We start from the raw sequence: 23,939 nt of genomic DNA on the forward strand, positions 1-23,939 counted from the left end.
TACACCGAAGAATCTGCGCTCCCTGAGCCGGGCATACTTATGATGATGCCTCCCCCATGCTCTGGTATTCGGGAAGCAATGAGATTAAGTAGAACATACGCCGCGAATCAATACTGCGTTCCTCGGCTGTTGCCTGTGCCTCGTATTCGTAGACCAGATCCAGCATTCTGCGGTTGAACTCGCGTTGCTTGGCTTCCGAGAGGAAGACCAAACCGCTAGTCAGCATCGGCGGACGATCCGGGTCCGGAGCGATTCCGGTCTTCGCTTCTGCCTCGCGCCGCTGGACTTCAGCATTGAGCCGGGTGCGGAAGGCGTTCAATTGCACGTTCAAGTACGCAGTTTTGGCGTTCGCCGAGTCGATCTGCGTGTTCAGCTCTAGCCGTTCACCAGCCGCTCGCCACCGCCGCTCGCGTGCGTCTCCTTCGCTGGCAGCACGAATCACGTACCCGTACTTCTCCAGGGCCCGGAGGTGATAGCTCATGGCGCTAGGTGTCAGCGCACACAAGGATGCAAGTTCTGTAGCGGTGCGGGTGGTCTGCGAAGCAAAGAGCTCATCCAAGACGATCAGTCGAGCGTCATGGGCCAACGCTCGAATCGCCTGGGGGTCAGTGATCGAGACAACTTGTGGGATTTCCGCCTCATCGCGCGAGGCGGCCCCACCTTGTTCCTCAATTGTGTTCCGTGTCATAGGGAAAAACTTTAGCGCTTGTTTCACATTTTCTGAAGCAGGCCATGTCGCAAGAGTCGCTTCACTGCTTCATAAAGCAAGTCCGCGAAGTCTTCTTGCCCTTCTCCAATCAAGGAATCCAACGCGTTGGCTAGTTGCGATACCGACAAATCACCATCGCAGGCGGAAACAAATCCTGCCTGTGCGGTATCAAGCAATTCAGTACGGCGCAGCCCTGCCCCCTGCCGCAGCAAGATCACGCCGGGGTGCTCCGCCCCCGGGCGCTGATGGCGCTCCTCAGTAACATCCTCGGCCACCAGCAGGTGCCAATCCTTGAACCCTTCATTGGCGGCGGCCAGCTGGTCGGACATGGCAATGTCCCGCTGCAGGGTCGGGGCGAGCGGCTGTTCCACCTGGTGCGAGATCTGCTCGTAGCGCTGCAGTACCGGATGGCCTGCGGCTGGACGGCGGAAGTACACCAGACCGAAGCCGATGGCACCCACGCCGCGGGACTCGAAGTCATCGAGGTATGCGTTGTAGGCGGAGATGTATGAAGTGCTGTCCTCGGTCTGGGAAGAGTCGCGCAGCCATGTCTCGGCGTAGCCGCTTGGCGTTGTTTGCTCGCGCTCGATCACCCATACGTCCAGCTCGTCGCCGAACCACTGGCGCACGCGGGCATCCCACGGCTGGTTGGATTCATCATCTAGGCGAGGAATCTCCCAGTTTGACAGCATTTGCATGCAGCCACCCGGCGCCAGGAAGCCAGGAGCCTGCTCGATCAAGGTGCTCACCAGCGTATCGCCGGCCATTCCGCCATCACGGTAGGTGAACCGGTCCTTGGCGCGCTCATTGCTGCTTCGCGGGGTAATCACGAACGGCGGGTTGCTGGCGATCAGGTTGAAAGTGGATCCAGCCACCGGATCGAACAGGCTTCCCTGGAGCAGGGTGACCCGCGATTCGAGGTTATCCGGATCCAGCTCCAGGGCCTGGTAGTTGAGCATCAGGTTGAAGCGGGTGAAGCCCAGGGCTCGGGCCGACAGGTCTGTGGCCGTAACATGCTCCGCGTGCGATAGCAGATGGAACAGCTGGATGCCGCAGCCGGTACCCAAGTCCAGTGCGCGCTCGACCTTTTCGCGGATCGTGATCTGCGCCAGGGTCAGGGACGCCTGTCCAATGCCCAGCACATGGTCGGTGCGCAACACGCCGGGACGCTGGTGGGCACCCAGGTCGTGGGCCACCCACAATTCACCGTCAGCATCGGAGGAATGCAGCGCCAGGGCAATCTTGGCCCGGTAACCGGTAGCCCAGGACTCGATCAGGCCCAGCTTGAGCAATCCGTCGGTCTTCAATGTCGGGAAGGCGGCATTGATGGCCGCGTCTTCCTGGGTCTGGCCCATTTGGAAGAGGCGAACCACACAGGCAAGCGAGCTATCTGGCCTGCTACGATCCAGGTTTCGCAAGGCAGGGTGGAGCTGGTCGCGGGCAAATGCTGCCGCAGCTTCCTCACCAAGCAGCCCCGCAACATTTTCATAGTTGTACCCGACATCAGTGAGGTCTTTGGCTAGGGAGTCGATGAGCAGTTGATTGTAGCTCTGGGGAGCGTCATCAATGGAAGAAAATTCAGCAGCATTCACACCTCCAAGTCTACCGAGTAACTCAACGGGTGATAGCTAGGCCAGGCAAACTACGGCGACCTATGATGTGGGCATGACCCAAGTAACGGTGACCTATCTCCAGCAACTCGACTCCGCTGATGTCATTCGCTCGGCCAAGTCCTTGCCCGAGGACGCCCGGATCGAGCTGGCCAAGGAGATCTCCCCGGAATTTTCGCGGTTTCTGTATCAGAGCGTGGGCAGCGAATTGAACTGGTCTGACCGCCTGGGTTCGACCCGAGACCAGTGGGACGAAGTGCTTCGACGCCCGGGCTCAGAAACCTGGGTGCTCTACCAGCACGGTGCTCCCCAGGGGTACGTGGAGCTCGTCACGGAAGTCGCGGACGCCGGCAGTGAAGTCGAGATCTTCTACTTCGGCTTATTTCCCGAAGCTACCGGCCGCGGCCTTGGCGGGGTGCTGCTCAGCGAAGCACTGCAACAGGCCTGGGCCCTGGGTTCACGATGGCCGCAGCTGCCTGAGGTCAGCCGGGTATGGCTGCATACCTGCTCACTGGACGGACCGGCGGCGCTACCGAACTACCAGGCGCGAGGGCTGAGAATCTACCGGACCGAGGTGGAACAGGTCGACGTCAAGGATGCGTCGCGCGGAATGTGGCCGAAAGTGACCGCATAGAAAACGCGGCCTGGACTTATGGAAAGTCCAGGCCGCGGTTGGTGAAAGCTGAAGTTAGGCGTCTACGGTGCTGCAGTCTGGGCAGCGGCGCAGTGCTTCGTCCTTTGCGCAGTCCTCGCAGAACAGGCGCAGGTTGCGGCAGGCCGGGTCCGAACAGTTCTCGAACTTGTTGGTTGGACCTTGGCAGCCCACGCATTCACCGATGGTGACAGCGTCTTCGGAGAATTCGGTATGCATGCGCTTATCGAAAACGTAGAGAGAGCCTTCCCATAGGCCTTCATCCCCGTACTTCTCGCCATAGCGGACGATGCCGCCCTGCATCTGGTACACCTCTTGGAATCCGCGTTTGACCATCAAAGCCGAAAGCACTTCGCAGCGAATGCCGCCGGTGCAGTAGGTGACCACCGGCTGGTCCTTCAGGTGGTCGTACTTGCCCGAATCCAGCTCGGCAACGAAATCGCGGGTGGTGTCCACTTCGGGGACAATCGCGTCCTTGAACTTGCCGATCTGCGCTTCGAATGCGTTGCGGCCATCGAAGAAATGGACCTTCTCGCCGGTCTTCTTCTTGTTGTCAACCAGCTCGTGAAGTTCTTCGGGGCGCAAGTGGGTGCCACCGCCGACAACACCGTTCTCGTCAACTTCCAGTTCGCCAGGAGCGCCGAAGGTCACGATCTCGTCGCGAACCTTGACGGAGATACGCGGGAAGTCTTCTGCCGAACCTTCCGACCACTTGATATCCATCTTCTTGAAAGCTGGCAGTTCTCGCGTGGCCTTGACGTAGGCCTTGACTGCGGAGATCTCGCCACCAACGGTGCCGTTGATGCCGTCTTTGGAGATGATGATGCGTCCGCGCAAGCCCCAGCGCTCCAGCAGCGAGCGCTGCCAAAGGCGGATTGCCTCCGGGTCTGGGAGCGGAGTAAAAGCGTAATACAGAACAATACGATGAATGGCCACCCTACAATGTTAGTAGCTTTTGGCCGCGAAACGCCGAGGAAAAGAGCAATGTCACATTGATCTTTCCCGAAAATATCGGGCTCTCGGCCAGTGCAATAGTTCCAAGTAGGCAACGATTAGTTCAATGTCAGCTAATTCCTAGGAAAGACAAGGTAGGGTCAAATTATGGCATCAAACGCAAGCGATGAACTGATTGGCACCTGGGTAGCAGGCTGGGCTGGGGCTCGTGGTTATGAAACCCGCAACGAAGGACGGGTCCACGCTGCGCTGCGCCACGACACCACTGAAGACTGGGAATACGTCATCTATGCTCCCTCCAAAGAGGAACTCGCAGCAGTAGCCGAGACCCTGACGAAGCACCCGAACCGTCGGCTGACGGCTTTCGACGACTCCGCCGAGAATCTGGTTGCCATTGCGGCTGAAGTAGGCCTGCAGGTCACTGCCGATGACGAAGCACTGATGGTCACCGAACTAGCCGTGCACGACGTCGAGGTCCCACTGCCTGCAGACGGCTTCGTCTTCCAGATTGAACGCGATGGCACTCATGCCTACGTGTCGCTGCATCCCGAGGACAACCAGGAAGTCGTTGCGGCATCCGGCCATGTCTCAGCAGTTGGCGGATACGCAATCTTCGACCGCATCATCACCGGCGCCGATTTCCGCCGCAAGGGCCTAGGTACCCTGATCATGCGTGCGCTGGCTTCGCTGGCTCAAGAACACGATGTTGATGAAGGCCTGTTGATCGCTTCGGTCGATGGCCAGCAGCTTTACGCTTCGCTGGGCTGGACTTCGCTGGGCAAGGTTGTCATGTTCAAGGCCTAGGGCCTCCAAGATTACTCTTATCGCCGTGCTTGACGCTTCCGCGTCAAGCACGGCGATAGTCTTTAACTCCAGCAGTTCTCGGTCCGGAAGGCGTCCTCGTGAAGTCAGTGCGTTCTCTCTTAGATCCCTATGACCGGACCAATGATCCCGATGCTGTGGTGCACCGCCGCACCAGGGCTGCCAAAGACGAGATCACCAGCCAATGGCCAGCGTGGCTCAGCGCTGAACTAGTTGGGATATTCCAGGGACTGGGCATCCAGCAGCCTTGGCTGCACCAGGCCCAAGCAGCCAACCTCATCCACGAGGGCCACCACACCATAGTTTCCACCGGTACCGCCTCAGGCAAGTCCATGGCCTACCTGATGCCAAGTCTGGAACAGTTGTACCAGGCGAAGGACAGCGGATTCAACGATGCTGATGCCGGTGCATCGGTGCTTTATATCTGCCCAACCAAAGCACTGGCAGCTGACCAGCTTTCCGCTGTGGAGTCCCTAGGCGTTCCCGGGGTCCGAGCCGCTCCCTACGATGGCGATACCGACCAGGCCACCCGTGCTTGGGTACGCCAGCACGCCAACTTCGTCTTCACCAACCCAGATATGCTGCACCGCGGCATCCTGCCCAACCATCCGGCCTGGTCCAGATTCTTCAAGCGCCTTCGCTACATCATTATCGACGAGGCCCATTCCTACCGTGGGGTCTTTGGCGCACACGTAGCCAACCTGATGCGCCGGTTGCGTCGCATTTGCGCCTATTACGGCAGCTGCCCGGTCTTCATCGGTGCGTCCGCGACGAGCTCAGACCCCGAAGCATCCTTCGGGCGTCTCATTGGGGCGCCAGCTCAAGCGGTGGCCAACGATTTCTCCGCCAGCGGTGAACTGGTGATGGCCTTGTGGGAACCTCCGATGAGTGATCACCGCGGTGAAAATGGTGCACCGGTACGGCGTACCGCCATCGCCGAGAGCGCTTCGATCCTCACCGATCTGATGGCTGATCATATTCGAACCATTGTCTTCATCAAGTCCCGCCGCGGTGCTGAAACAATCGCAACGCTCACCCGCAAGCATCTGGAAAAATTTGCACCGGATCTATCCGTCCGGCTTGCAGCGTACCGCTCGGGCTACTTGCCTAATGAACGCCGTGAGGTGGAAAAGCAATTGCGCAGTGGCGAGCTGCTGGGTGTCACCTCAACTTCGGCGCTGGAACTGGGCATCGATATTGCGGGGCTGGACGCGGTAGTGGTGGCTGGGTGGCCAGGCACCCGCGCATCGTTCTTCCAGCAAATCGGCCGTGCCGGACGTTCGGGCCAGGATGCGCTGGCGATCTTTGTCGCAGCTGAAGATCCGTTGGACACCTACCTGGCACATCATCCCGAAGCCATCTTCGATTTGGGTGTCGAAGCGACAGTCTTTGATCCGCAGAATAAGTATGTGCTTAGCGGCCACCTCTGCGCCGCCGCGCAAGAATCTCCCCTGCGCCCGGAGGAGTTGGAAATTTTCGGTCCGCAGACCGAACAGCTTCTGGATTCGCTGGTGCAACGCGGCTACTTGCGCCGGCGCCCGGCTGGATGGTTCTGGACGCATCCGCAACATGCGGCAGGGATGTTCTCCATTCGGGCCGATGGCGGTGGACCAGTGGACATCATCGATGCGGAAACCGGCGCTCTGCTAGGCACGATGGATTCCCCGCAAACGCATTATCAGGCGCATCCCGGGGCCATCTACGTCCATCAGGGTGCCAGCTACCATGTGGAAGAACTTGATGAGCAGAACCACGTGGTGATCGTGACTCGGGTGAATCCTGATTACTACACCACGGCGCGTGATCTCACCACGGTTGCCATTGATTCCGAGGAACGCAGCCGTAACCACCGAGAACTGACGATTCATTTCGGTGAAGTCACTGTGACCACCCAGGTCGTGTCTTTCCAGCGGAAGTCGGTGGCTTCTAATGAAGTGCTGTCCGAAGAACCGTTGGAGCTTGAAGCCCGGGATCTGAATACCAAGTCCATTTGGTTCACCCTGACCGAGCAGCGATTGCTTCGAGCTGGTTTGGAGGTAGATCAGTTCCCCGGAGCCTTGCATGCTGCCGAGCATGCCATGATCGGGTTGCTGCCGCTGGTTGCTACCAGCGACCGTTGGGATATCGGCGGAGTATCCACTGCGCTGCACATGGATACCGGCCATCCGACAATTTTCGTCTATGACGCGCAGCCTGGCGGTGCTGGATTCGCCGAGCGTGGTTTCGAGCGCTTCACCGATTGGATCCGGGCCACCCGGGATGCCATCGAGGCCTGCGAATGCCAGCACGGCTGCCCAAGCTGCGTGCAGTCCCCCAAGTGCGGTAACCGCAATAATCCATTGGACAAGGCTGGAGCGATCTTGCTGTTGACGGCCGTGCTTGACGACGTGGAGCCAGCGCACCACCGCTAACCGCTTCCGCCATGCTCACCGCCCCGGTGCATCCAGTGGCGGTGCACCCGCCCGTGCCTGGGCTTCGGCCAGATACAGTTCTATGCCCATGGCACGGAATCCGACAGGAACGTTAGTCGTAACGCGCACCGACTGGCCGTCGGGTTCCACCGTGCATGCTGCCAGCAGTGCACCGTTGGATTCGGCCAACAACGCCGCAACTGTGCAGGGGTCCCCGGGGCGCAACCCGCGGGCCGTATCCGCAGCAGCCAGCGCCGACAGATCGGCGGCGCTGGCAGCCTGCATCGCGGCTCGGGTTGCTGCAACCCATGCTAAAACGGCACCGGCAATTAGCAGTGCAACAACCACGAGCGCTGTTGCCATGACCGTTCCGCTACCCTGTTCGCTTCGAAGGCTCCGCCGCTTTTTCATTCGACGGCCACGCTGGCTTGTCCATGGATTTGAAGGCTGCCAACGATTGGAAGGCTCACCGATTTGCTGACGTGAACCTGCCAGTAGCCGTTGGCTGTTGAGAGCGAGAAACGGGCTTGGCTTCCTGCCAGCCTCACGCCACTGGCGCGAGCGGTTGCATCGTCCTCGCCGCGGGCCAATTCCCTGGCCATGGCCCCGGCTGCCTGCTGAACTTGGATCTGCTGGATCCCGACGACACCCAAGCACAAACCCAAGGACAGCATCATGGCAACCGCGGGTAGCAGCACCGCAAATTCGGCGGTGCTGCTACCCGATTCGTCGCTGAAGCTCATGGCCTACAGCGACAGCGCTTTAGTAATCAGGCCCATCAGCATGCCACGTACGTCGCCGCTCGACAGGATGCTGATCAGCAAGCCGGCAAAAGCCACGGCAGCCAGCGTGACCATAGCAAATTCGGCGGTGGTGGATCCCTGCTCTTCTCGCAGCAGATCCCTGATTTCCCGGAACCGTCGGTTCATTGTGTTGTCCTTTCTAGACTGTCATCCCCGGCGTCGATACCGTGGATGTTGTGCTTCTACCATCGGCGAGCGCCGCGGGCAGCAACATGGGTTTCCTACGAGCTGGGCATAACCTTCGGCCGGGGATTACTGGTAGCTGGGGAATAGCGCGATGATCAGTGGAACCACGCCCAGGGCGATGAAAGCCGGCAGTGCGCAGGCCCCTAGAGGCAGTACGAGCCTGGTACCGAATTGTGCTCCGAGGCGCGCGACTTTCTGTGCATGTTCACGGCGTTGCAGAATCGCGGTATTTCGTAGCAGATTGGCTGCCGGCGCTCCGGTCATGTGGGCAAAGTGCAGTGCTCTCCGCAGCGGGTCGAGCCAGGGCGGAACGGCTTCCCAGGCTTTGTCCCACGCCATGTTCATTTCCAAGCAGCGCGCTACGCTGCGCAGCACCGCGCACTGTTCAATGCTGTGACCGAGCAGATCGAGGATCTCGGTGATGGGCATCCCCGAGTCCAACAGGCTGGCGCTCAGATCCAGGATCAGCTCGACAGGTTTTTCATCTTCCTGCCGTCTTTTCCCAAGGCACTGCGGCGCCTTGCCTTCTCGACTTTTCGAGTTGGGCCGTCCTAATGCCAAAGCGATGGAAAGCGCCCCTAGAAGCAGAATCAGAACGATCATGACAGTGCCTGGCTAGTGGTTGCCTGCATGAGCCGCCGGCACCAGATCCGGTTGGCGATCCACAGCAATGCTCCAATGAGCACGCTGAGTTGCGCCGCCCATGATCGGCCTATTGTGCCCAGAACATCAATGCCCACAAGCAGACCGAATCCAAACCCGACTAGTGGAAGCCATGTCAGCAACTTAGTGGTTGCTTTCGGGCCTGCCATGGCCGCTTCGAATGCTTGCTGGGCTGCTAGGGCGCATTCGAGGTCTTCGGCTAGCCGTTCCAGCACATCGGCAAGGCTGGCACCGCTGCGTTCGGAGAGTTCCAGGCACCAGTGCAGTCGTCGCACCGCTGGACCTTGTCCCTGCTCCGCCGGAAGACCGGGTCCGGGAGCGCTGTTGCTTAGCCGATGCGTTGCTTGGAGGTCCTTGAGCGCTCGGATGATGTTCCCACTGTCGTCCTCGGCCTCCAGCAACGCATCAACTGCGGGATGGAAATCCAATCCGCTTCGGAGCAGCGCCGAGAGTTCACGAATGATGCGGGCATCGGTGCTCAGTACCTGGTCATCGTCCGTGTGGCGTTCCGCCCGGCGATCCCGGAGCCTGCGCAGGGAACCCGCTTTGATTTTGCTTGCCGGGTGCGCGGGGATCCACAGCCACAAGGCCAGCGCGCCAAAGATGAGGATCAGCATTGGTCATTGCTCCTTGGCATGCTCATCGCCTAGCGCCTTGGCAATGGTGCGCGTGAGCGATGGGCCAAATCTGTTCGCCAGGAAGCTGTGCCCGTAGTCGGCCAGCGGTTCGGCGGCGTCCAGGTCTATCAGGCGCCGCATGTGCATCTGGCCATCGCTACCGGTGTCCAGGCATCCAAGGGCCACCGGTCCGCGCTGCCCTTGGCTCCCCCTGTTCATGTGAATGACAAGATCCAAGGCGCTGGAGGCCTGCAACGAAGTCGCCTGCACGCTCCATCCGGCGAGCGCACCCAGCGCCGCCAAGCGGGCCGGAACTGACTGCGGGTTGTTGGCGTGCATGGTGCCTGCGGCTCCCTGATGCCCCGTGTTCATGGCTGCCAGAAAATCGCGTATTTCCTCCCCACGGCATTCGCCAACGACCAGGCGGTCAGGGCGCATGCGCAGGGCTTGGACAACCAAATCCTTCAGCTGCACCTGGCCGGCAGATTCGACGTTGGCCGACCGGGTTTGCAAGGACACAACATGCGGGTGCGGTACATGCAGTTCTTGCGAGTCTTCCACGATGACCAGACGGTGCCGCGGATTGGCTTCGGCAAGCATGGCTTGCAGGAGGGTAGTTTTGCCGCTGCCTGTTCCTCCGGTAATCAGGAAGTTCATCTGGCGTTCCACGATGGCTTGAAGCAGCGGTAGCCAGAACCCGTTCGATCCTTCCAGGACGGTGCCCAGTTCGAGCTGGGCACTGCGCTTGACGCGAATCGAGATCAGCGGTCCGGCTGTGGCAATTGGAGGCAGTACAGCGTGGACGCGGTAATTCTTCAAGCTCATGTCCATGAACGGGCTAGCTGAATCGAGCCGTCGGCCCGCAAGGGTTGCAAGATGGACGGCCAGGGTCCGAACCTGCTCTGGGGAAGAAAACCGGAATTCGGTGGGCTGCAGGCCGGCCGGAGAATCCGTCCAGACCATCCCTTGCCCGTCGACCAGGACATCGGTCACCTCGGGCCGCTGTGCGAAAGGCTCGAGGATTGATAATCCTGCCACTTCGTTCTGCAGCGATTCCAGCGATTGTGCGGCACCTTGGGAACCCAGAGCCGCGCCGGAGTCGTGAACGGCTCCTGCCAAGGCAATCGCATCAAGCTGCCCGCCGGTGAGCAATGCGCGTTCACGCACGGATTCAAGGATTTTGGCATCCAGCACAGGCCCGCCCGTTGATGGGTTGGCGTTGTGGCTATGCCGTCCCGGGCTCATGGGTGCTGCTCCTTCATTTGCGGTATCAGGCAGAGGTTGGACAGGTGTTGGCGCAATGCCCGGGATTTGAAACTGTCGAATAATTGGCCGCGCTCGATCGCTTTGCCGATCCGGGGAAAATCGGGGAAGGCACCAAGAATCTGAGGAAAACCCGCAGGGGTGCTGCGTAGTTTCTGTTCCCCGCACAGCACCACTTCCCCAGTGGCTGGCACGGTCAGCGAACTGGCAGTGGCGATATTCCGGTCTATGAATTGGTTCAGTGCCAGCCGTTGCGGATGCGGTGCGCGCCCGGCATCCACTACGACCAGATCGAATCCTTGCCGGGCGGCGGCCAGCAGGCGGATCACCAGCTGGTCCTCCAGCTCATGCGTTCTGCTTGCCTGGGACCAGGTCAAGATCGCGGTATCGCGAAGCTTCGGCAGCGTTTCAGCCAGTTGATGAGCAGCAAGCGCGCCACCGGATTGCCGCAATTCTTCCCATCCAATTCCCGTTGGCGGTTGTGTGCAAACCAGCGGCCAAGCGCCCTGGGAATGCGGATCCAGATCAATCATGGCGCTGCGAAGACCACTTAATGTCCCGGCATGCGCCAGCAACAGGGCCAGGGTCGTTGTTCCCAGCCCGCCTGCTGTGGAATGCAGTGCCAGTGTGTGTCCATGCCCTGCCCTCATGGCCCATAGACCCAGGTACTCGCCGAGCCATTGGCTGGCCGAGGGCAAAACTGCCACCCTTGCCTTGGGAATTCTGCTGGCCAAGCTCCACACGATGGCCTCGCCATCTTCCAGACCGACCAGGACATCCACCGGCCGGCTCGTGTTTTCGGCTAGTGCTGCCATGTCGCTGCCCCACAGCACCGGCCCAGAACCATCGGCGGGCAGCAGCTGCGGGTCGGTGCATTTGTTGATTCTCACCGCCGCGCCGACCGCGATCACTGCGCATCGCTCAATAATCCGTGCATCGTTGCTCACGATGGTGCAGATCGGTTCATCTTCCGCCGTGCGGTCAGCCGCTGCCGGCCTCCTGGTGCTGTTCGGAGGCGCCTGCGCGAAATCCAGTTCAGTCATCACGAATCGTTGGGTGTTCTTCAGCGGTTTAGCCGATGAGGACTCTGATAGCCATTTCATGCATCGAGCGTGGCATCTGCCCGATCATTTGCGTGCCGCTCGCCAACCAACTGGGGATATCGGCCGCTGGCACGGCACAATAGATCCATGAGTGCCATCGCTTTCCTTGCTGCCGATCCTGATGGCTATGCCCTGATCGATCTTCGCGACCAGTATTCTGGCAACTCGCTGCAGCCGGTCGTCTCGGTATCCCGGGATGATTTTGCCGGATTTGTTGCCGAAATCGAAGCACGGCATTCGCCCCGATGGGCCATGCTCCGCACCACCCCGTGGATGCAGCCGCTTGTTTCTGCCGGTGTTCATCTGGCCAAGGCCTATATTCTCTCTTTGGCCCAACGCATCTTGCACCGCTCGCCGCTGAGTGCGGAAAAGCTCGAAGACTTCGATCTTGAACGACCAGTTCAGGCTCACGAAAGGGCCAACCAGGATGCGCTCTTTGCCGCCCCGACCTACGGCGAGTCCCTTTCCGAGCTCGTAGCCATGTACGTTGCCCAGCGCAAAGCGTTGCCGCAGGAGCCCAGCACCCGTCAGCGTCTGGAATTATTGATCCACGCCGAATCGGTAGGTGCGTTGATTGCCTGCGAGATGGAAGCGGCCGGTTTGTCGTGGGATGAAGCCGGACACCGCGCCCTGCTGCGCGAGCAATTGGGCGAACGCGTATCCGACTATGGACGGCCGCCAAAACTAGCGGCCAAGGCCCAGCAATTGGCCAAGGCATTAGGCAGTCCCGGGCTCAACCCGGATTCGCCGCAGGAGCTGTTGCGCGCCCTGCATAAGGCCGGTTTCGCGGTGAGCTCGGTGCGGGCCTGGGAACTGGAGCAGATCAAGCATCCATTGATTTCTGAGGTTCTTGAATACAAGAAACTCTCGCGCCTTGCCAGCACCCATGGTGATGCGTGGTTGGATCAATGGGTGAAAGGCGGCCGCTTCCATCCGCATTATGTGCTGGGAACGGTGACTTCAGGACGCTGGGCCGCTTCTGGTGGCGGGGCGCTCCAATTGCCGCATTCCATCCGGCAAGTCGTGCGCACCCGTCCCGGCTCGACGTTTGTGGTGGCCGACGGGAGGCAACTGGAACCTCGAATCCTGGCAGCTATTTCCAATGACCAGCAATTGCAAAAAGCAGGCCAGCAAGATGACCTGTACCAGTGGCTGCTCGATGCCCAGCTCGTGGCTTCCCGAGATGATGCCAAGCTGGGCATGCTCTCGGTCATCTACGGCGGTGGCGGCGGTGCTTCAGGTGCAGTGGGTGCGGCCCTGACCCGCAGTTTTCCCACCGCCATGCGTTTTGTCGAACAGGCAGCTCTTGCCGGCGAGCAAGGTGAAGGCGTGCGCAGTTTCCTCGGCCGCGGCTGCCCTCCAGCCGATGAGCAGTGGCTGCAGGCGCAGAAAGCTACCAACGATGAAGCATCGCAGCGGGCTGCTGACGGCGCGGCGAGAGCCCGCGGCCGGTTCACCAGGAACTTTGTCGTACAGGCGACCGCCGCGGAGTGGGCTTTGGTGTGGATGGGCCACGCACGGCACCTGATCCATCAGGCCGGGTGGAGCCGGACCTGCCGCCAGGTGTTCTTTGTCCATGACGAAATTGTCTTTGAATGCCCCACCGAATTGGCTGGGCAACTGCAGGAGCTCATCCGGCATGCGGCCATGCTCGCCGGGCGTTCCCTGTTCGGCCAGGCCTCCCCGCGCTTCCCGGTCAGTGTTGCGATCTCCGGGAACTACGCGGATGCGAAGTAGCCGGCTTCAGGCCATGCGCAGTTCGCGGCGGTTGTTCCACGGCTGGGTCCAACCCAGCTCGTTGAACAGCCTGTCCAGCACGATCGCGGTGAAGCCCCAGATGATCCGGTCTTCAAAATCGAAGGCCGGGGACTTGAACTTCTGATTGCCGCGCTGCACCACGCCGGTCAGGCGATTCCTCGGCTCCAGCAGGTGCGCCACCGGGGCGCGGAATACGCCGGCGCTTTCGGCCGGGTCAGCCGGATAAACCCTGGATTCGGTATGCCACCAGCCAATCACCGGGGTGACCAGGAAGTTCGAAACCGGCAATTCGGTTTCCCCCAAGGTGCCCAGGACCTCGATCCCGGAGGTGTCCACGCCAGTTTCCTCCCACGCCTCGCGCAAGGCGGCGCCGGCAACGCTCGAATCCTCCTGGTCGATCCCGCCTCCGGGGAAAGCGATCTGGCCCGCGTGCTTGCGCAGGGTCGCGGCGCGCTCCACGAACAGCACGTCCAGATCGCCGGCCCGGGAGTTCGGCTCCAAGGCCGCTTCGCCGGCAGCACCGAACAGGATCAGTACCGCGGCACGGCGTGCAGCACCGAGCTCAATATCGCTCATCACCCATTCGCTGGGCAGTTTCTGCGTTGCCCCGACCTGTGCCGTGTGGCGGGCAATTACTTTTTCCAATTCCAAGCGCGCGCTCATGCGTCCAATCCGTATCCTTCAGCCCTCAGCTCGCGGCGGGTTGCGCCGGCGATCATTTTCGCCAGCAATTCTTCCCGTCCTGGTGCGAGCTCATACTTGAGCAACGCTGTGGCCTTGGCAGGTATTTCCTCGCCGATGCCGAACGAGGGGCAAAGCTTGGCAATGGCGCAGGCCCCGCAGGCAGGTTTGCGCGAGTGGCAGACGCGGCGGCCATGGAATACCACGCGGTGGCTGAGCATCGTCCAGTCGCGTTTTTCGAACAGTTCCCCCACCGCGTGCTCGACCTTGACCGGATCGGTTTCATCGGTCCACCCAAAGCGGTTGGCCAGGCGCCCGAAGTGGGTGTCCACGGTGATTCCGGGAACACCGAAGGCATTTCCCAGCACGACGTTGGCGGTTTTGCGTCCCACCCCGGGAAGCTTCACCAGCTCTTCGAGCTTGGCTGGCACTTCTCCGTTAAAGCGTTCAACCAAGGCGGCGGATAGCCCGAGCAGGGAGTCCGTCTTGGCGCGGAAGAAACCGGTGGGGCGGATCAGCTGCTCAAGCTCGCCCCGTTCGGCTTGGCTCATTGCGTGGGCGTCCGGGAAACGGGCGAAGAGCGCTGGAGTGATGGCATTGACCCGCACGTCGGTGGTCTGCGCGGAGAGCACGGTGGCTACCAGCAGTTCGAAGGGGTTCTCGAAGTCCAGTTCGGGCACCGCGTAGGGGTAGGCCTTCGCCAGTTCCCGGTTGATCTTGCGTGCCCGGCGCTTCAGCCCCAGCTCGGTTTCATTGTCCAATTTCTTCGCCACGCTTTAGATCGTGTCATGAGGGCGTGAAGTTTTCACCCTTGGACACCATCTTGGCGTGCTGTTCATCGCGTGCAGCTAACCGCTCGGCGCACAAATTACCCCATTTCCCCTTTCCCGGTGACACAAAGCACACCGGCCCTGCTGGAGGATGTAACTTTGATCACAGGGAAATATTTGTGACTACGCGGAAGGACGCGAACACAGTGAGTGATTCGAAAACCTTGGATAACCTGTCGACCGAAACCCGTTCCTTTGCCCCGAGCAAGGACTTCAGCGATCAGGCCATCGCAACGCAGGCCCGCTACGACGCAGCCAAGGCAGACCGCTTGGGCTATTGGGCGGACCAGGCACGCCAGGTACTGACCTGGGACACCGATTTCACTGAAACCCTGGACTGGTCGCAGGCACCGGTGGCCAAGTGGTTCGTCGGCGGCAAGCTCAACGCGGCCTACAACGCGCTGGACCGCCATGTGGAAAACGGACTGGGCCACCGCGTCGCCATCTACTTCGAAGGCGAGCCGGGCGATACCCGCACCTACACCTACGCGCAGCTGACCGAAGAGGTCAAGAAGGCCGCCAACGCTTTCGAATCCCTGGGCGTGGCCAAGGGCGACCGCGTGGCCGTCTACCTGCCAATGATCCCGGAAGCCGTCATCACCATGCTGGCCTGCGCCCGCATCGGCGCCATCCACTCGGTGGTCTTCGGCGGCTTCTCCGCCGACGCGCTGCGCAGCCGCATCGATGATGCGGACGCCAAGCTCGTGGTCACCGCCGATGGCACCTGGCGCCGCGGCAAGCCGTCCTCGCTGAAGCCGGCAGTGGATGCGGCGCTGGAAGCACCGGGCCACACCGTGGAAAACGTGCTGGTAGTCAAGCGCAACGGCGAGCCCACCGAATTCGGCGCACTGGACAAGTGGTGGGATGACGTCGTCGGCACCGCCGCCACCGAGCACACTGCGGTAGCCCACGACTCCGAGCACCCGTTGTTCGTGCTGTACACCTCGGGCACCACTGGCAAGCCCAAGGGCATTGTGCACACCACCGGCGGCTTCTTGGCCCAGGGCGCCGTGACCCACCGCGACACCTTCGATTTGCACCCGGAAACCGACGTGTACTGGTGCACCGCGGACATCGGCTGGGTGACAGGCCATTCCTACGTCACCTACGCGCCGCTGGTCAACGGCGCCACCCAGGTGATCTACGAGGGCACCCCGGATACCCCGCACCAGGGCCGCTGGTGGGAACTGGTGGAAAAGTACGGCGTCACCATCCTGTACACCGCGCCCACAGCAATCCGCACCTTCATGAAGTGGGGCCGCGAGATCCCGGATAGCTACGACCTGTCTTCCCTGCGTGTGCTGGGTTCGGTGGGCGAACCGATCAACCCGGAAGCATGGATGTGGTACCGCGATGCCATCGGCACCAACAACGGCAAGAACGGCGAACGCAAGGAACACCCGGCCCCGATCGTGGACACCTGGTGGCAGACCGAAACCGGCGCGCACATGATCGCTCCGCTGCCGGGCGTCACCGCAACCAAGCCGGGTTCGGCCCAGGTGGCCGTGCCGGGCATCGCCATTGACGTGGTGGATGAAGCCGGCGAATCCGTGGCCGACGGCGAGGGCGGCTTCCTGGTCATCCGCGAGCCGTGGCCAGCGATGCTGCGCGGCATCTGGGGCGACATGGAACGCTACAAGGACACCTACTGGTCGCGGTTCGAGAACATGTACTTCGCTGGCGACGGCGCGAAGAAGGACGCCGATGGCGATATCTGGCTGCTGGGCCGCGTGGATGACGTGATGAACGTCTCCGGGCACCGCCTGTCCACCACCGAGATCGAGTCCTCGCTGGTCGCCCACCCGTACGTGGCAGAGGCCGCCGTGGTGGGAGCGAAGGACGAGACCACCGGCGAGGCCGTGGTGGCCTTCGTGATCCTGCAAACCGAGCCGGCGGAAGGCGAGGATGTGGTGGCGACCCTGCGCAACCACGTGGGCAAGGACATCGGCCCGATCGCCAAGCCGAAGCATGTGCTGGTGGTTCCGGAACTGCCTAAGACCCGCTCGGGCAAGATCATGCGCCGCCTGCTCAAGGACGTGGCCGAGGGCCGCGAGGTCGGCGATGCCACCACGCTGTCCGATTCAACGGTGATGAGCCAGATCGCGCAGTCCATGGGCAAATAGCCTCAGCACGCCCCAGTGCAGCAAGCCGCCGTTCGTCCACACCGCTGGTGTGGACGAACGGCGGCTTCTTGTATTACGGGGCCAAAGGATTCGGGCGGGAATTTCCCGGTTGTGTAATAGATTTGAGTTCATGACTGAGAACGCATCGAACACCATCTTGCTGCTCAACGGCCCCAACCTGAATCTGCTGGGCACCCGGGAGCCGGAAATCTATGGCCACGACACCCTGGCCGATGTTGAGCAGTTGGCCCGGGAAACCGCTGCGGCCCTCGGCTTCGAATTGCGCGCCTTGCAGTCCAACCATGAGGGTGTGCTCATCGACGCGATTCACGAGGCCCGCACTACCGCAGCCGGCATCATCATGAACCCCGGCGCATTCACCCATACCTCTGTGGCTATTGCCGATGCCATCAGCGGCGTGCAGTTGCCAGCCATCGAGGTGCACATCTCGAACGTGCACAAGCGTGAAGCGTTCCGCCACCATTCCTTCATCTCGCCGGTAGCCAGCTCGATCATCATCGGTGCGGGCGTGCACGGCTACAAGCTGGCGGTTCAGCAGCTCGCGCATTTGCTGGGCAAATAGCCGCAAGCCCTAGCCGGTGACGCAGTCGCCTGTTTTGATGCTGGTGCGCCGATCGCCGCCCAGCTCCATGGCGTTCTCGATCTCTTCGAGGCTCAGGGCGAAGCCGACCTCGTCATCGCTGCGCGACTTGGCGAAGATCAAGCCCACCGCGTCGCCGGATTCATCCAGCAGCGGTCCGCCGGAATTGCCCTGGGCTACTTCCGCGGTGAGCTGGTAGACAGAGATTCGAGATGGGTCCGCGCCATAGATATTGGCAATGGAGACGAAGGCACGGGAAGCGATCAAGGCTCCGCGGATCTGCTGCGGGCCGCCCGCTGGGTGCCCGATAAAGGTTGCCGAGTCGCCGCGCATCAGGTCATCAGCAGCGAGGTCGATAGGCTCTGCCCCCAGCCCTTCGACGTAAAGCAGCGCGATGTCGGCCTTGGGATCGAAATAAACAACCTTTCCGCGGTGAACTTCGTCACCGCCGACCTCCACGGTTGCCGCGCTCAATCCGGCGACCACGTGCGCGTTGGTCATGACCAGCTCGTGGTCGACAACGAAGCCTGAGCCGGTCAGGTTCACACCGCATTGCACCGCGGTACCGGAGATCTTGGCGGCCGATTGAGCAGCGGCCAGCTGCAGGTCGTTAGCTGCCCATTCGGTGTTGGCCGGCGCCTGGACCGGGGGCGCGAAAGGCTCCAGGAATGCGGGGAGGGTTTCGGCGATCACCTTGGAGCGTGCGGTGGAAATCGCGGCATCGACAAACTCGGGTGTCAGGCCACGAATCGAGTCGATCATCTTGGACTTTCTGATCTCCAGCGAAAGCCTTGGAATACCCATGCTTGAAGTGGAAAAGGCCAAGCCACCGATGATTGTGGCGGTAATGAACACCGACAGCACGCCACCGGCAATGCGGTCCGCGGCACGCAGGAAATCGACATTCATCCAGTGGCGGATGCGGGTTGCAATCACCCGTCCCAGAGCTTGCCCGAGAATGATCAGCACGGCTGCGGTAGCTATCATCAGGCCGACCCGCCACCAGGGGTTCGTGGCGAAGGTGGAAACCAGCGGGATGGCGAAGAATGCGGCGACGCCGCCGACAATCAGGCCGAGCATGTCGCCAATGGTCAGCAGAAAACCTCGACGAACTCCAACAACGAAAAACGTCAGCAAAACAGCGCAGATGACTACGTCGAGCCAGCTGAAAATTCCGAGCACCAAGACCCCAGTTCATTCATAAAGTTCGTATAGACCCAAGGTACCCTTAGAAGCTGATGGATTTCTGCGAGCAGATTCGCGAGTTTTAGTCGAATGTGCGTGATTTTCAACATTTTCTTGGTTAAACCACGTGTGGAAACTGTCACATTGTTACCGAATACGGCACAATGAAGTAAGCGCCTACTACTGTTGACAGGAGATTTAATGGATATCGAGGTACTGCGTCGCGCGCCACTGTTTGCGTCGCTTGGTGATGAAGTATTCGCCGCGCTAACCGAAGAATTGACCGAGGTTGATCTCTCCCGCGGCGCATCGGTGTTCCGTGAAGGCGATCAGGGTGACCGTCTGTACTTCATCGTTTCGGGCAAGATCAAGCTGGGTCGCACCTCTTCGGATGGTCGCGAGAACCTGATTGCTGTTCTTGGCCCAGGCGAACTGTTTGGCGAGATGGCATTGTTCGATCCACACCCACGCAACGCAACTGCAACCGCCGTGTCCGAGACCCGCCTGGCGGGCCTGAGCCACGAGAACATGCGCAAGGCTATCTTGAACTCCCCTGAGGTCTCGATCCAGCTGCTGCAGGCTCTGGCTGCACGTCTGCGTCGTACCAATGAGTCCCTGGCCGATCTGGTCTTCTCTGACGTTCCTGGCCGTGTTGCCAAGGCTCTGTTGGATCTGGCTGACCGCTTCGGTCGCCCAGCTACCGACGGCATCCTGGTTGCCCACGAACTGACTCAGGAAGAGCTGGCTCAGCTCGTTGGTGCTTCCCGCGAAACCGTGAACAAGGCTCTGGCCGAGTTCGTACAGCGCGGCTGGCTGCGCCTGGAAGCACGCGCCGTCGTGATCCTGGACATCCAACGTCTGCGCCAGCGCTCGCGCTAAACCGCAGTGATGCAAACAGGCCGAGAATCCTTCAAGGATTCCCGGCCTGCTTTGTTTAAGTTCTGCTCTCAGTGCCCGGCAGTAGTCTGCCATGGGCGGGAGGATTCAGCGCTCATGGAGCCAAGGACTTCCAGATAGTAAATGCCATCGCGCACCAGCAGGTCCGGATGCTTGAGATTCAACGAACGGGCCCTCGAAAGGTAGGCGACCACTCCATTGGCCTCCGCCATGGCTTCCAGGATCATTTCCACCGCCGGGTAGCTGATCTCCGAGAGCGCGAGGTTCACCGTGTTGGGTTGGCCAACGCTGTCCCCCAGCTCGCTGGTGCTGCGTTTGGCCAATATTTCCCCGGCGGCACACCAGCGCCCCCATTTGCCTTTGCCGCGCAGCAAGGCAGCCTCCTGGCGGTTGGGCACGGTGGCAGTGAAGTACCAGGTGTCGAAGCGGCGCAGGGCAAAGTTCGGGTTGAGCCAGTGGGAAACCGGACGCAAAAGGTCTGTGCGCAAGCCCAGTCCGCGGCGGCGCAGGAATTCGTCGAAGGCCAGGTCCTGCCCGGCGATTGCTTCGCGGGCGGTCATCCAGTCTTCTGCATCGGTCATTTCGACCACGGATTGCTCATCGGTGCCGGCCAGCAGGATTCCGGTCTCTTCGAAAAGCTCGCGAATGGCGCAAACGATGTATGCCTGCGCCAACTGCTGGTCCAGCATGTCCATGCGCTTGGACCATTGGGACAGGCTTGGACCGAACCATTGGTAGGTGGCACGGTCGCTCGCCTCGTGGCTGCCGCCTGGAAAGGCCACGTTGCCCAGTGGGGAGCCCCCGGGGCGATAAGTCAGATAGGTCTCCACGCCGTGGGAAGAATCCCTCACAAGGCAGATGGAGGACGCGCGCCGCGGGGTGCGCGGCGTGCGCGAACCGAAAGAGAACCAGTTTTCGGCGGTGGCAATTTGATGCGGTGGCAAATCAAAGAGCCGGCGCACCATACCGCTGCGCGGCCCCGCCGGGAATGCCCGTCGGGACCGCGCAGCAGGAATCTGGCTTGAATTACTCAAATTCGGCGATGACCTCGACCTCGACAGGTGCATCCAGCGGCAGAACGGCAACGCCGACGGCCGAGCGTGCGTGCAAACCTGCATCGCCGAGTACCTCGCCGAAGAACTCCGATGCCCCGTTGATGACGCCTGGCTGTCCGGTGAAGTCCGGTGCGGACGACACGAAACCGACAACCTTCACGATGCGCTTAATGCGATCTAGATCACCAATTTCGGCCTTGATGGCGGCTAGCGCGTTAAGCGCAGCGGTCTGCGCCTGGGCCTTCGCTTCCTCGGCCGAAACCTCGGCACCAACCTTTCCAACGGCTGTGAGTTCACCCTTAATCAGCGGAAGCTGGCCGGAGGTGTAGACATAGTTGCCGGTGGTAACGGCTGGCAGGTAGGCGGCTACCGGCTTTGCCACAGCTGGCAAGGCATGACCGAGCTCGGCCAGACGAGCCTCGACACGCGAGGAAGTAGCTTCTTGCATGGGATTTCTCCTTCAGTAAATGTTGTTGCTAGTTACGCTTTCGGACGCTTCATGTAAGCCACTGGAGATGAGCCGTTGGGGCCTGGAACCACGGTTACCAGCTCCCAGCCATCGTCACCCCACTGGTCCAAAATCTGCTTCGTAGCGTGAATCAAAAGCGGCAAAGTGGCGTATTCCCATTTAGTCATACTCGATACGTTAGCGCGTCCTTGTAAACTAGTGGGTATGGCAGCCAAGAAGTCCCCTTTTTTTGATACCGCTACCACCCTGGGAAAAGTCGTTGCATTCTTCGGAATCAGCGCCCTGTGTGGTGTGCTCGCAGCAGGCATGCTCGTGCCCATTGCAGCTATCGCAAAAACCGGTTTGACCACCGGTAACAACATCGTCAGCGCGCTCCCGAGCTCGTTCGAAAAGCTCCCCATTCCTGAGCCTTCCACGATCCTTGACGCTGATGGCAAGGCCATTGCGAACTTCTACCAGCAAAATCGCCAGCCTGTGAAGCTAGATGACATCTCGCCGAACATGCGCAAGGCGATCATCTCGGTGGAAGACGAGCGTTTCTACGAGCACAAGGGCATCGACCCCAAGGGCATCGCCCGTGCAGTAGTTGGCAACCTCACCTCTTCGAGCCGCTCTGGTGCGTCCACCCTGACCCAGCAGTACGTGAACAACCTGCTGGTGAATAACCAAGTGCTCACCGGTTCGGACGAATCCACTGTTTCCGGCCAGAAGGGCTACTCGGATAAGATCCGCGAGTTGAAGTACGCGGTGGCCATCGAGAAGGAAATGTCCAAGGACCAGATCCTGGAGGGCTACCTGAACCTGGTGCTCTTCTCGGGTCGCGAGTACGGCGTGCAGGCTGCCGCTCAGCACTTCTACTCAACCGATGCCAAGGACTTGAACGTGCAGCAGTCGGCCATGCTTGCCGGCATGGTCCAGCTGCCAAACGTCTACAACCCGATCAACAACCCTGAGCGATCCATCGACCGCCGCAACAAGGTGCTGGGCAACATGTACCGCACCGGTGCAATCACCAAGAAGGAATACGACAAGGCGGTGAAGTCGGACCTGGAACTGGATCCGCGCACGTCCCCTTCCGGTTGCACCGCGGCCAAGGAAAATGCGTACTTCTGCGACTACGTCACCAATCTGATCCTTTCCGATGACACCTATGGCAAGACCAAGGAAGATCGCGAAGGCCTGCTGTACCGTGGCGGCTTGACCGTCAAGACCACCCTGAACAGCAAGCTGAACAAGAAGGCCGCCAAGGACGCAGCGAAGGCTATCGATCCAAAGGCCAAGTCCAATACCGACATTTACTCCTCGATCGTTTCGGTCGAGCCGGGCACCGGCAAGATCCTGACCATGGCGCAGAACACCACCTACGGTCCGGAAGTCAAGAACTCGGGCGAGAACACCTATTACAACTTCGCTGTCGAGCGTTCCCTGGGTGGCGCTGGCGGGTTCCAGGGTGGTTCTACCATGAAGCCGTACACCACCTTGGGCTGGCTGTCCGAAGGCAACCGCATGTACGACAAGATCAATGCCAAGAAGCAGGTTTTCGTACCCGGCTCCAAGTGGCGGGCATCTTGCCTTCCCGGAGGAACGACAACTGTTGGTTCTAATTGGGAACCGAAGAATGCATCGCCTGGCTTCTACCGCTCGATGACCGTGGATACCGGCCTGTACTGGTCGATCAATACCGCGACCGTGCAGGAGGCCTACAAGACCGACCTGTGCACCATCGCCGATTACACCAAGAAGCTTGGCGTACTGGATCAGGGCGCCAAGGGCGGCCCTGCCCCGATCTCGCCTTCCAACCCTTCGTTCATCATCGGCTCGGCAGAAATCACCCCGCTGTCCCAGGCTGCCGCTTTTGCGGCTTTCGCCAACAAGGGCGAGTACTGCGAACCACGTGCCATCAACAGCGTGACCGACAAGGACGGCAACGAGTACAAGGTCAAGAAGGAATCCTGCTCCCAGGAGATCGACCCGACCTACGTTGCCGATCTGAACGGCACCCTGAAGAAGATCGCCACCAACCGCGTCTCCAAGGGCCGCGTCGACGGCCCAATCGCTGGCAAGACCGGTACCAACAACTACGCGTCCTCGACCTGGTTCGTCGGCTACACCACCGGAATTTCGACCGCCACCTGGGTCGGCCGACTCAAGGGCAAGGCCGGCGAAGAGAAGAACCAGATGCACGGCGCGATGGTCAACGACAAGAAGGCCCCTTGGATGGTCGATTCCTCGACCTTCGCCGCCCCGCTGTGGGTGGACTTCATGGAGGAGGCCGTGCACGAATACGAGCGGAACAACTTCGGTTCGGCCCGTCGCCAGCCGCCTCCGCCAAAGCCGAACGAAGAAGACGATTCCAAGTCCGACTCGGATGAGAAGGACAATGACAAGGAAGAGTCGAAGGAAGATTCCAAGCCTAAGGAAGAATCCTCGCCGAAGCCCGACTCCGATAACAAGGGCAACGGAAACGGCAACGGCAAGAAGTCCGATGACTAGCTGAATATTCGAAAGGCCGCGTTCAACTTTGGTTGGACGCGGCCTTTCGGTTTA

At 60.6% G+C, this 23,939-nt stretch carries 23 protein-coding genes; 8 read left to right on the forward strand and 15 right to left on the reverse strand.

Annotated elements, in window-relative coordinates:
• Positions 1–37: 37 nt before the first annotated feature.
• Both ACWICV_RS06690 and ACWICV_RS06695 read right to left on the reverse strand, forming a co-directional pair.
• Complete coding sequence (locus ACWICV_RS06690; RefSeq protein ID WP_105657083.1) at positions 38–688, reverse strand: ArsR/SmtB family transcription factor; 651 nt, start codon at positions 686–688, stop codon at positions 38–40.
• A 23-nt stretch (positions 689–711) separates the two neighbouring features.
• On the reverse strand, positions 712–2,301 hold the full coding sequence (locus ACWICV_RS06695) for a DUF7059 domain-containing protein (RefSeq protein ID WP_454090596.1): 1,590 nt from the start codon (positions 2,299–2,301) through the stop codon (positions 712–714).
• Positions 2,302–2,374: 73 nt separating this feature from the next.
• Here ACWICV_RS06695 and ACWICV_RS06700 point away from each other — a divergent pair, with 73 nt between their 5' ends.
• The gene (locus ACWICV_RS06700; protein WP_454090595.1) at positions 2,375–2,953 is read left to right on the forward strand and encodes a GNAT family N-acetyltransferase; all 579 of its coding nucleotides are present in this window, start codon (positions 2,375–2,377) and stop codon (positions 2,951–2,953) included.
• Between the two features lie 54 nt (positions 2,954–3,007).
• Here ACWICV_RS06700 and trhO read toward each other — a convergent pair whose 3' ends face one another.
• A complete protein-coding gene (gene trhO / locus ACWICV_RS06705; protein ID WP_105656965.1) occupies positions 3,008–3,907 on the reverse strand; it encodes an oxygen-dependent tRNA uridine(34) hydroxylase TrhO in 900 nt (299 codons plus the stop codon).
• A gap of 165 nt (positions 3,908–4,072) precedes the next feature.
• On the opposite strand from trhO, the gene ACWICV_RS06710 reads away from it, so the two are divergent.
• Positions 4,073–4,729 carry a GNAT family N-acetyltransferase gene (locus tag ACWICV_RS06710; RefSeq protein ID WP_454090594.1) on the forward strand — a complete coding sequence of 219 codons (657 nt, stop codon included), beginning with the start codon at positions 4,073–4,075 and terminating at the stop codon, positions 4,727–4,729.
• Between the two features lie 98 nt (positions 4,730–4,827).
• Positions 4,828–7,158, forward strand: coding sequence for a DEAD/DEAH box helicase (locus ACWICV_RS06715; RefSeq protein WP_402473368.1), 2,331 nt, complete (start codon positions 4,828–4,830; stop codon positions 7,156–7,158).
• Positions 7,159–7,173: 15 nt separating this feature from the next.
• Here ACWICV_RS06715 and ACWICV_RS06720 read toward each other — a convergent pair whose 3' ends face one another.
• From ACWICV_RS06720 to ACWICV_RS06750, 7 genes are all read right to left on the reverse strand, one after another.
• Positions 7,174–7,569: an Rv3654c family TadE-like protein gene (locus ACWICV_RS06720; protein ID WP_332727160.1), complete on the reverse strand. Its 396-nt coding sequence runs from the start codon at positions 7,567–7,569 to the stop codon at positions 7,174–7,176.
• Positions 7,566–7,901 carry a TadE family type IV pilus minor pilin gene (locus ACWICV_RS06725; protein WP_105656969.1) on the reverse strand — a complete coding sequence of 112 codons (336 nt, stop codon included), beginning with the start codon at positions 7,899–7,901 and terminating at the stop codon, positions 7,566–7,568. The genes ACWICV_RS06720 and ACWICV_RS06725 overlap by 4 nt, the downstream gene beginning before the upstream one ends.
• A gap of 3 nt (positions 7,902–7,904) precedes the next feature.
• Positions 7,905–8,087 carry a DUF4244 domain-containing protein gene (locus ACWICV_RS06730; protein ID WP_105656970.1) on the reverse strand — a complete coding sequence of 61 codons (183 nt, stop codon included), beginning with the start codon at positions 8,085–8,087 and terminating at the stop codon, positions 7,905–7,907.
• Between the two features lie 126 nt (positions 8,088–8,213).
• Positions 8,214–8,750: a type II secretion system F family protein gene (locus ACWICV_RS06735; protein WP_332503650.1), complete on the reverse strand. Its 537-nt coding sequence runs from the start codon at positions 8,748–8,750 to the stop codon at positions 8,214–8,216.
• Positions 8,747–9,427 (reverse strand): type II secretion system F family protein, encoded by a 681-nt coding sequence (locus ACWICV_RS06740; RefSeq protein WP_365945053.1) that lies wholly within the window; start codon positions 9,425–9,427, stop codon positions 8,747–8,749. Before ACWICV_RS06740 ends, ACWICV_RS06735 begins: the two co-directional genes overlap by 4 nt.
• Before the next feature lie 3 nt (positions 9,428–9,430).
• Positions 9,431–10,672 carry a TadA family conjugal transfer-associated ATPase gene (locus ACWICV_RS06745; RefSeq protein ID WP_332730737.1) on the reverse strand — a complete coding sequence of 414 codons (1,242 nt, stop codon included), beginning with the start codon at positions 10,670–10,672 and terminating at the stop codon, positions 9,431–9,433.
• Positions 10,669–11,793, reverse strand: coding sequence for a hypothetical protein (locus ACWICV_RS06750; protein WP_365945054.1), 1,125 nt, complete (start codon positions 11,791–11,793; stop codon positions 10,669–10,671). The genes ACWICV_RS06745 and ACWICV_RS06750 overlap by 4 nt, the downstream gene beginning before the upstream one ends.
• A gap of 87 nt (positions 11,794–11,880) precedes the next feature.
• Here ACWICV_RS06750 and ACWICV_RS06755 point away from each other — a divergent pair, with 87 nt between their 5' ends.
• Positions 11,881–13,530: a bifunctional 3'-5' exonuclease/DNA polymerase gene (locus tag ACWICV_RS06755; RefSeq protein WP_454090593.1), complete on the forward strand. Its 1,650-nt coding sequence runs from the start codon at positions 11,881–11,883 to the stop codon at positions 13,528–13,530.
• A 6-nt stretch (positions 13,531–13,536) separates the two neighbouring features.
• Here ACWICV_RS06755 and ACWICV_RS06760 read toward each other — a convergent pair whose 3' ends face one another.
• Both ACWICV_RS06760 and nth read right to left on the reverse strand, forming a co-directional pair.
• Positions 13,537–14,214, reverse strand: a complete 678-nt coding sequence (locus ACWICV_RS06760; protein WP_332728228.1) for an NUDIX hydrolase — start codon at positions 14,212–14,214, stop codon at positions 13,537–13,539.
• Entirely contained in the window at positions 14,211–15,005 is a 795-nt protein-coding gene (nth, locus tag ACWICV_RS06765) for an endonuclease III (RefSeq protein WP_454090592.1), read from the reverse strand. The genes ACWICV_RS06760 and nth overlap by 4 nt, the downstream gene beginning before the upstream one ends.
• 203 nt (positions 15,006–15,208) lie before the next feature.
• On the opposite strand from nth, the gene acs reads away from it, so the two are divergent.
• The gene (acs, locus tag ACWICV_RS06770; protein ID WP_454090591.1) at positions 15,209–17,185 is read left to right on the forward strand and encodes an acetate--CoA ligase; all 1,977 of its coding nucleotides are present in this window, start codon (positions 15,209–15,211) and stop codon (positions 17,183–17,185) included.
• 130 nt (positions 17,186–17,315) lie between these two features.
• A complete protein-coding gene (aroQ, locus tag ACWICV_RS06775; RefSeq protein WP_105656979.1) occupies positions 17,316–17,768 on the forward strand; it encodes a type II 3-dehydroquinate dehydratase in 453 nt (150 codons plus the stop codon).
• A 9-nt stretch (positions 17,769–17,777) separates the two neighbouring features.
• On the opposite strand, the gene ACWICV_RS06780 is transcribed toward aroQ, so the two are convergent.
• Positions 17,778–18,968 (reverse strand): MarP family serine protease, encoded by a 1,191-nt coding sequence (locus tag ACWICV_RS06780; protein ID WP_454090966.1) that lies wholly within the window; start codon positions 18,966–18,968, stop codon positions 17,778–17,780.
• 204 nt (positions 18,969–19,172) lie between these two features.
• Here ACWICV_RS06780 and ACWICV_RS06785 point away from each other — a divergent pair, with 204 nt between their 5' ends.
• Positions 19,173–19,850 carry a Crp/Fnr family transcriptional regulator gene (locus tag ACWICV_RS06785; RefSeq protein ID WP_022874282.1) on the forward strand — a complete coding sequence of 226 codons (678 nt, stop codon included), beginning with the start codon at positions 19,173–19,175 and terminating at the stop codon, positions 19,848–19,850.
• A 68-nt stretch (positions 19,851–19,918) separates the two neighbouring features.
• Here ACWICV_RS06785 and ACWICV_RS06790 read toward each other — a convergent pair whose 3' ends face one another.
• Positions 19,919–20,833, reverse strand: a complete 915-nt coding sequence (locus tag ACWICV_RS06790; protein WP_105656981.1) for an NUDIX hydrolase — start codon at positions 20,831–20,833, stop codon at positions 19,919–19,921.
• A gap of 61 nt (positions 20,834–20,894) precedes the next feature.
• Positions 20,895–21,371, reverse strand: coding sequence for a RidA family protein (locus ACWICV_RS06795; protein ID WP_105656982.1), 477 nt, complete (start codon positions 21,369–21,371; stop codon positions 20,895–20,897).
• 225 nt (positions 21,372–21,596) lie between these two features.
• Between ACWICV_RS06795 and ACWICV_RS06800 the strand changes: the two genes are divergently transcribed.
• A complete protein-coding gene (locus ACWICV_RS06800) occupies positions 21,597–23,885 on the forward strand; it encodes a transglycosylase domain-containing protein (protein WP_454090590.1) in 2,289 nt (762 codons plus the stop codon).
• Positions 23,886–23,939: the final 54 nt, after the last annotated feature.

It is taken from the genome of Glutamicibacter sp. NPDC055354, from assembly GCF_053644955.1.

Excerpts from the sequence above, each read along its gene's own strand:
- ACWICV_RS06690 (WP_105657083.1), bottom strand. The coding sequence starts at position 688 with ATGACACGGAACACAATTGAGGAACAAGGTGGGGCCGCCTCGCGCGAT.
- ACWICV_RS06700 (WP_454090595.1), top strand. The coding sequence starts at position 2,375 with ATGACCCAAGTAACGGTGACCTATCTCCAGCAACTCGACTCCGCTGAT.
- ACWICV_RS06710 (WP_454090594.1), top strand. The coding sequence starts at position 4,073 with ATGGCATCAAACGCAAGCGATGAACTGATTGGCACCTGGGTAGCAGGC.
- ACWICV_RS06720 (WP_332727160.1), bottom strand. The coding sequence starts at position 7,569 with ATGAAAAAGCGGCGGAGCCTTCGAAGCGAACAGGGTAGCGGAACGGTC.
- ACWICV_RS06725 (WP_105656969.1), bottom strand. The coding sequence starts at position 7,901 with ATGAGCTTCAGCGACGAATCGGGTAGCAGCACCGCCGAATTTGCGGTG.
- ACWICV_RS06730 (WP_105656970.1), bottom strand. The coding sequence starts at position 8,087 with ATGAACCGACGGTTCCGGGAAATCAGGGATCTGCTGCGAGAAGAGCAG.
- ACWICV_RS06735 (WP_332503650.1), bottom strand. The coding sequence starts at position 8,750 with ATGATCGTTCTGATTCTGCTTCTAGGGGCGCTTTCCATCGCTTTGGCA.
- ACWICV_RS06740 (WP_365945053.1), bottom strand. The coding sequence starts at position 9,427 with ATGCTGATCCTCATCTTTGGCGCGCTGGCCTTGTGGCTGTGGATCCCC.
- ACWICV_RS06745 (WP_332730737.1), bottom strand. The coding sequence starts at position 10,672 with ATGAGCCCGGGACGGCATAGCCACAACGCCAACCCATCAACGGGCGGG.
- ACWICV_RS06750 (WP_365945054.1), bottom strand. The coding sequence starts at position 11,793 with ATGAAATGGCTATCAGAGTCCTCATCGGCTAAACCGCTGAAGAACACC.
- ACWICV_RS06755 (WP_454090593.1), top strand. The coding sequence starts at position 11,881 with ATGAGTGCCATCGCTTTCCTTGCTGCCGATCCTGATGGCTATGCCCTG.
- ACWICV_RS06760 (WP_332728228.1), bottom strand. The coding sequence starts at position 14,214 with ATGAGCGCGCGCTTGGAATTGGAAAAAGTAATTGCCCGCCACACGGCA.
- aroQ (WP_105656979.1), top strand. The coding sequence starts at position 17,316 with ATGACTGAGAACGCATCGAACACCATCTTGCTGCTCAACGGCCCCAAC.
- ACWICV_RS06785 (WP_022874282.1), top strand. The coding sequence starts at position 19,173 with ATGGATATCGAGGTACTGCGTCGCGCGCCACTGTTTGCGTCGCTTGGT.
- ACWICV_RS06790 (WP_105656981.1), bottom strand. The coding sequence starts at position 20,833 with ATGGTGCGCCGGCTCTTTGATTTGCCACCGCATCAAATTGCCACCGCC.
- ACWICV_RS06795 (WP_105656982.1), bottom strand. The coding sequence starts at position 21,371 with ATGCAAGAAGCTACTTCCTCGCGTGTCGAGGCTCGTCTGGCCGAGCTC.
- ACWICV_RS06800 (WP_454090590.1), top strand. The coding sequence starts at position 21,597 with ATGGCAGCCAAGAAGTCCCCTTTTTTTGATACCGCTACCACCCTGGGA.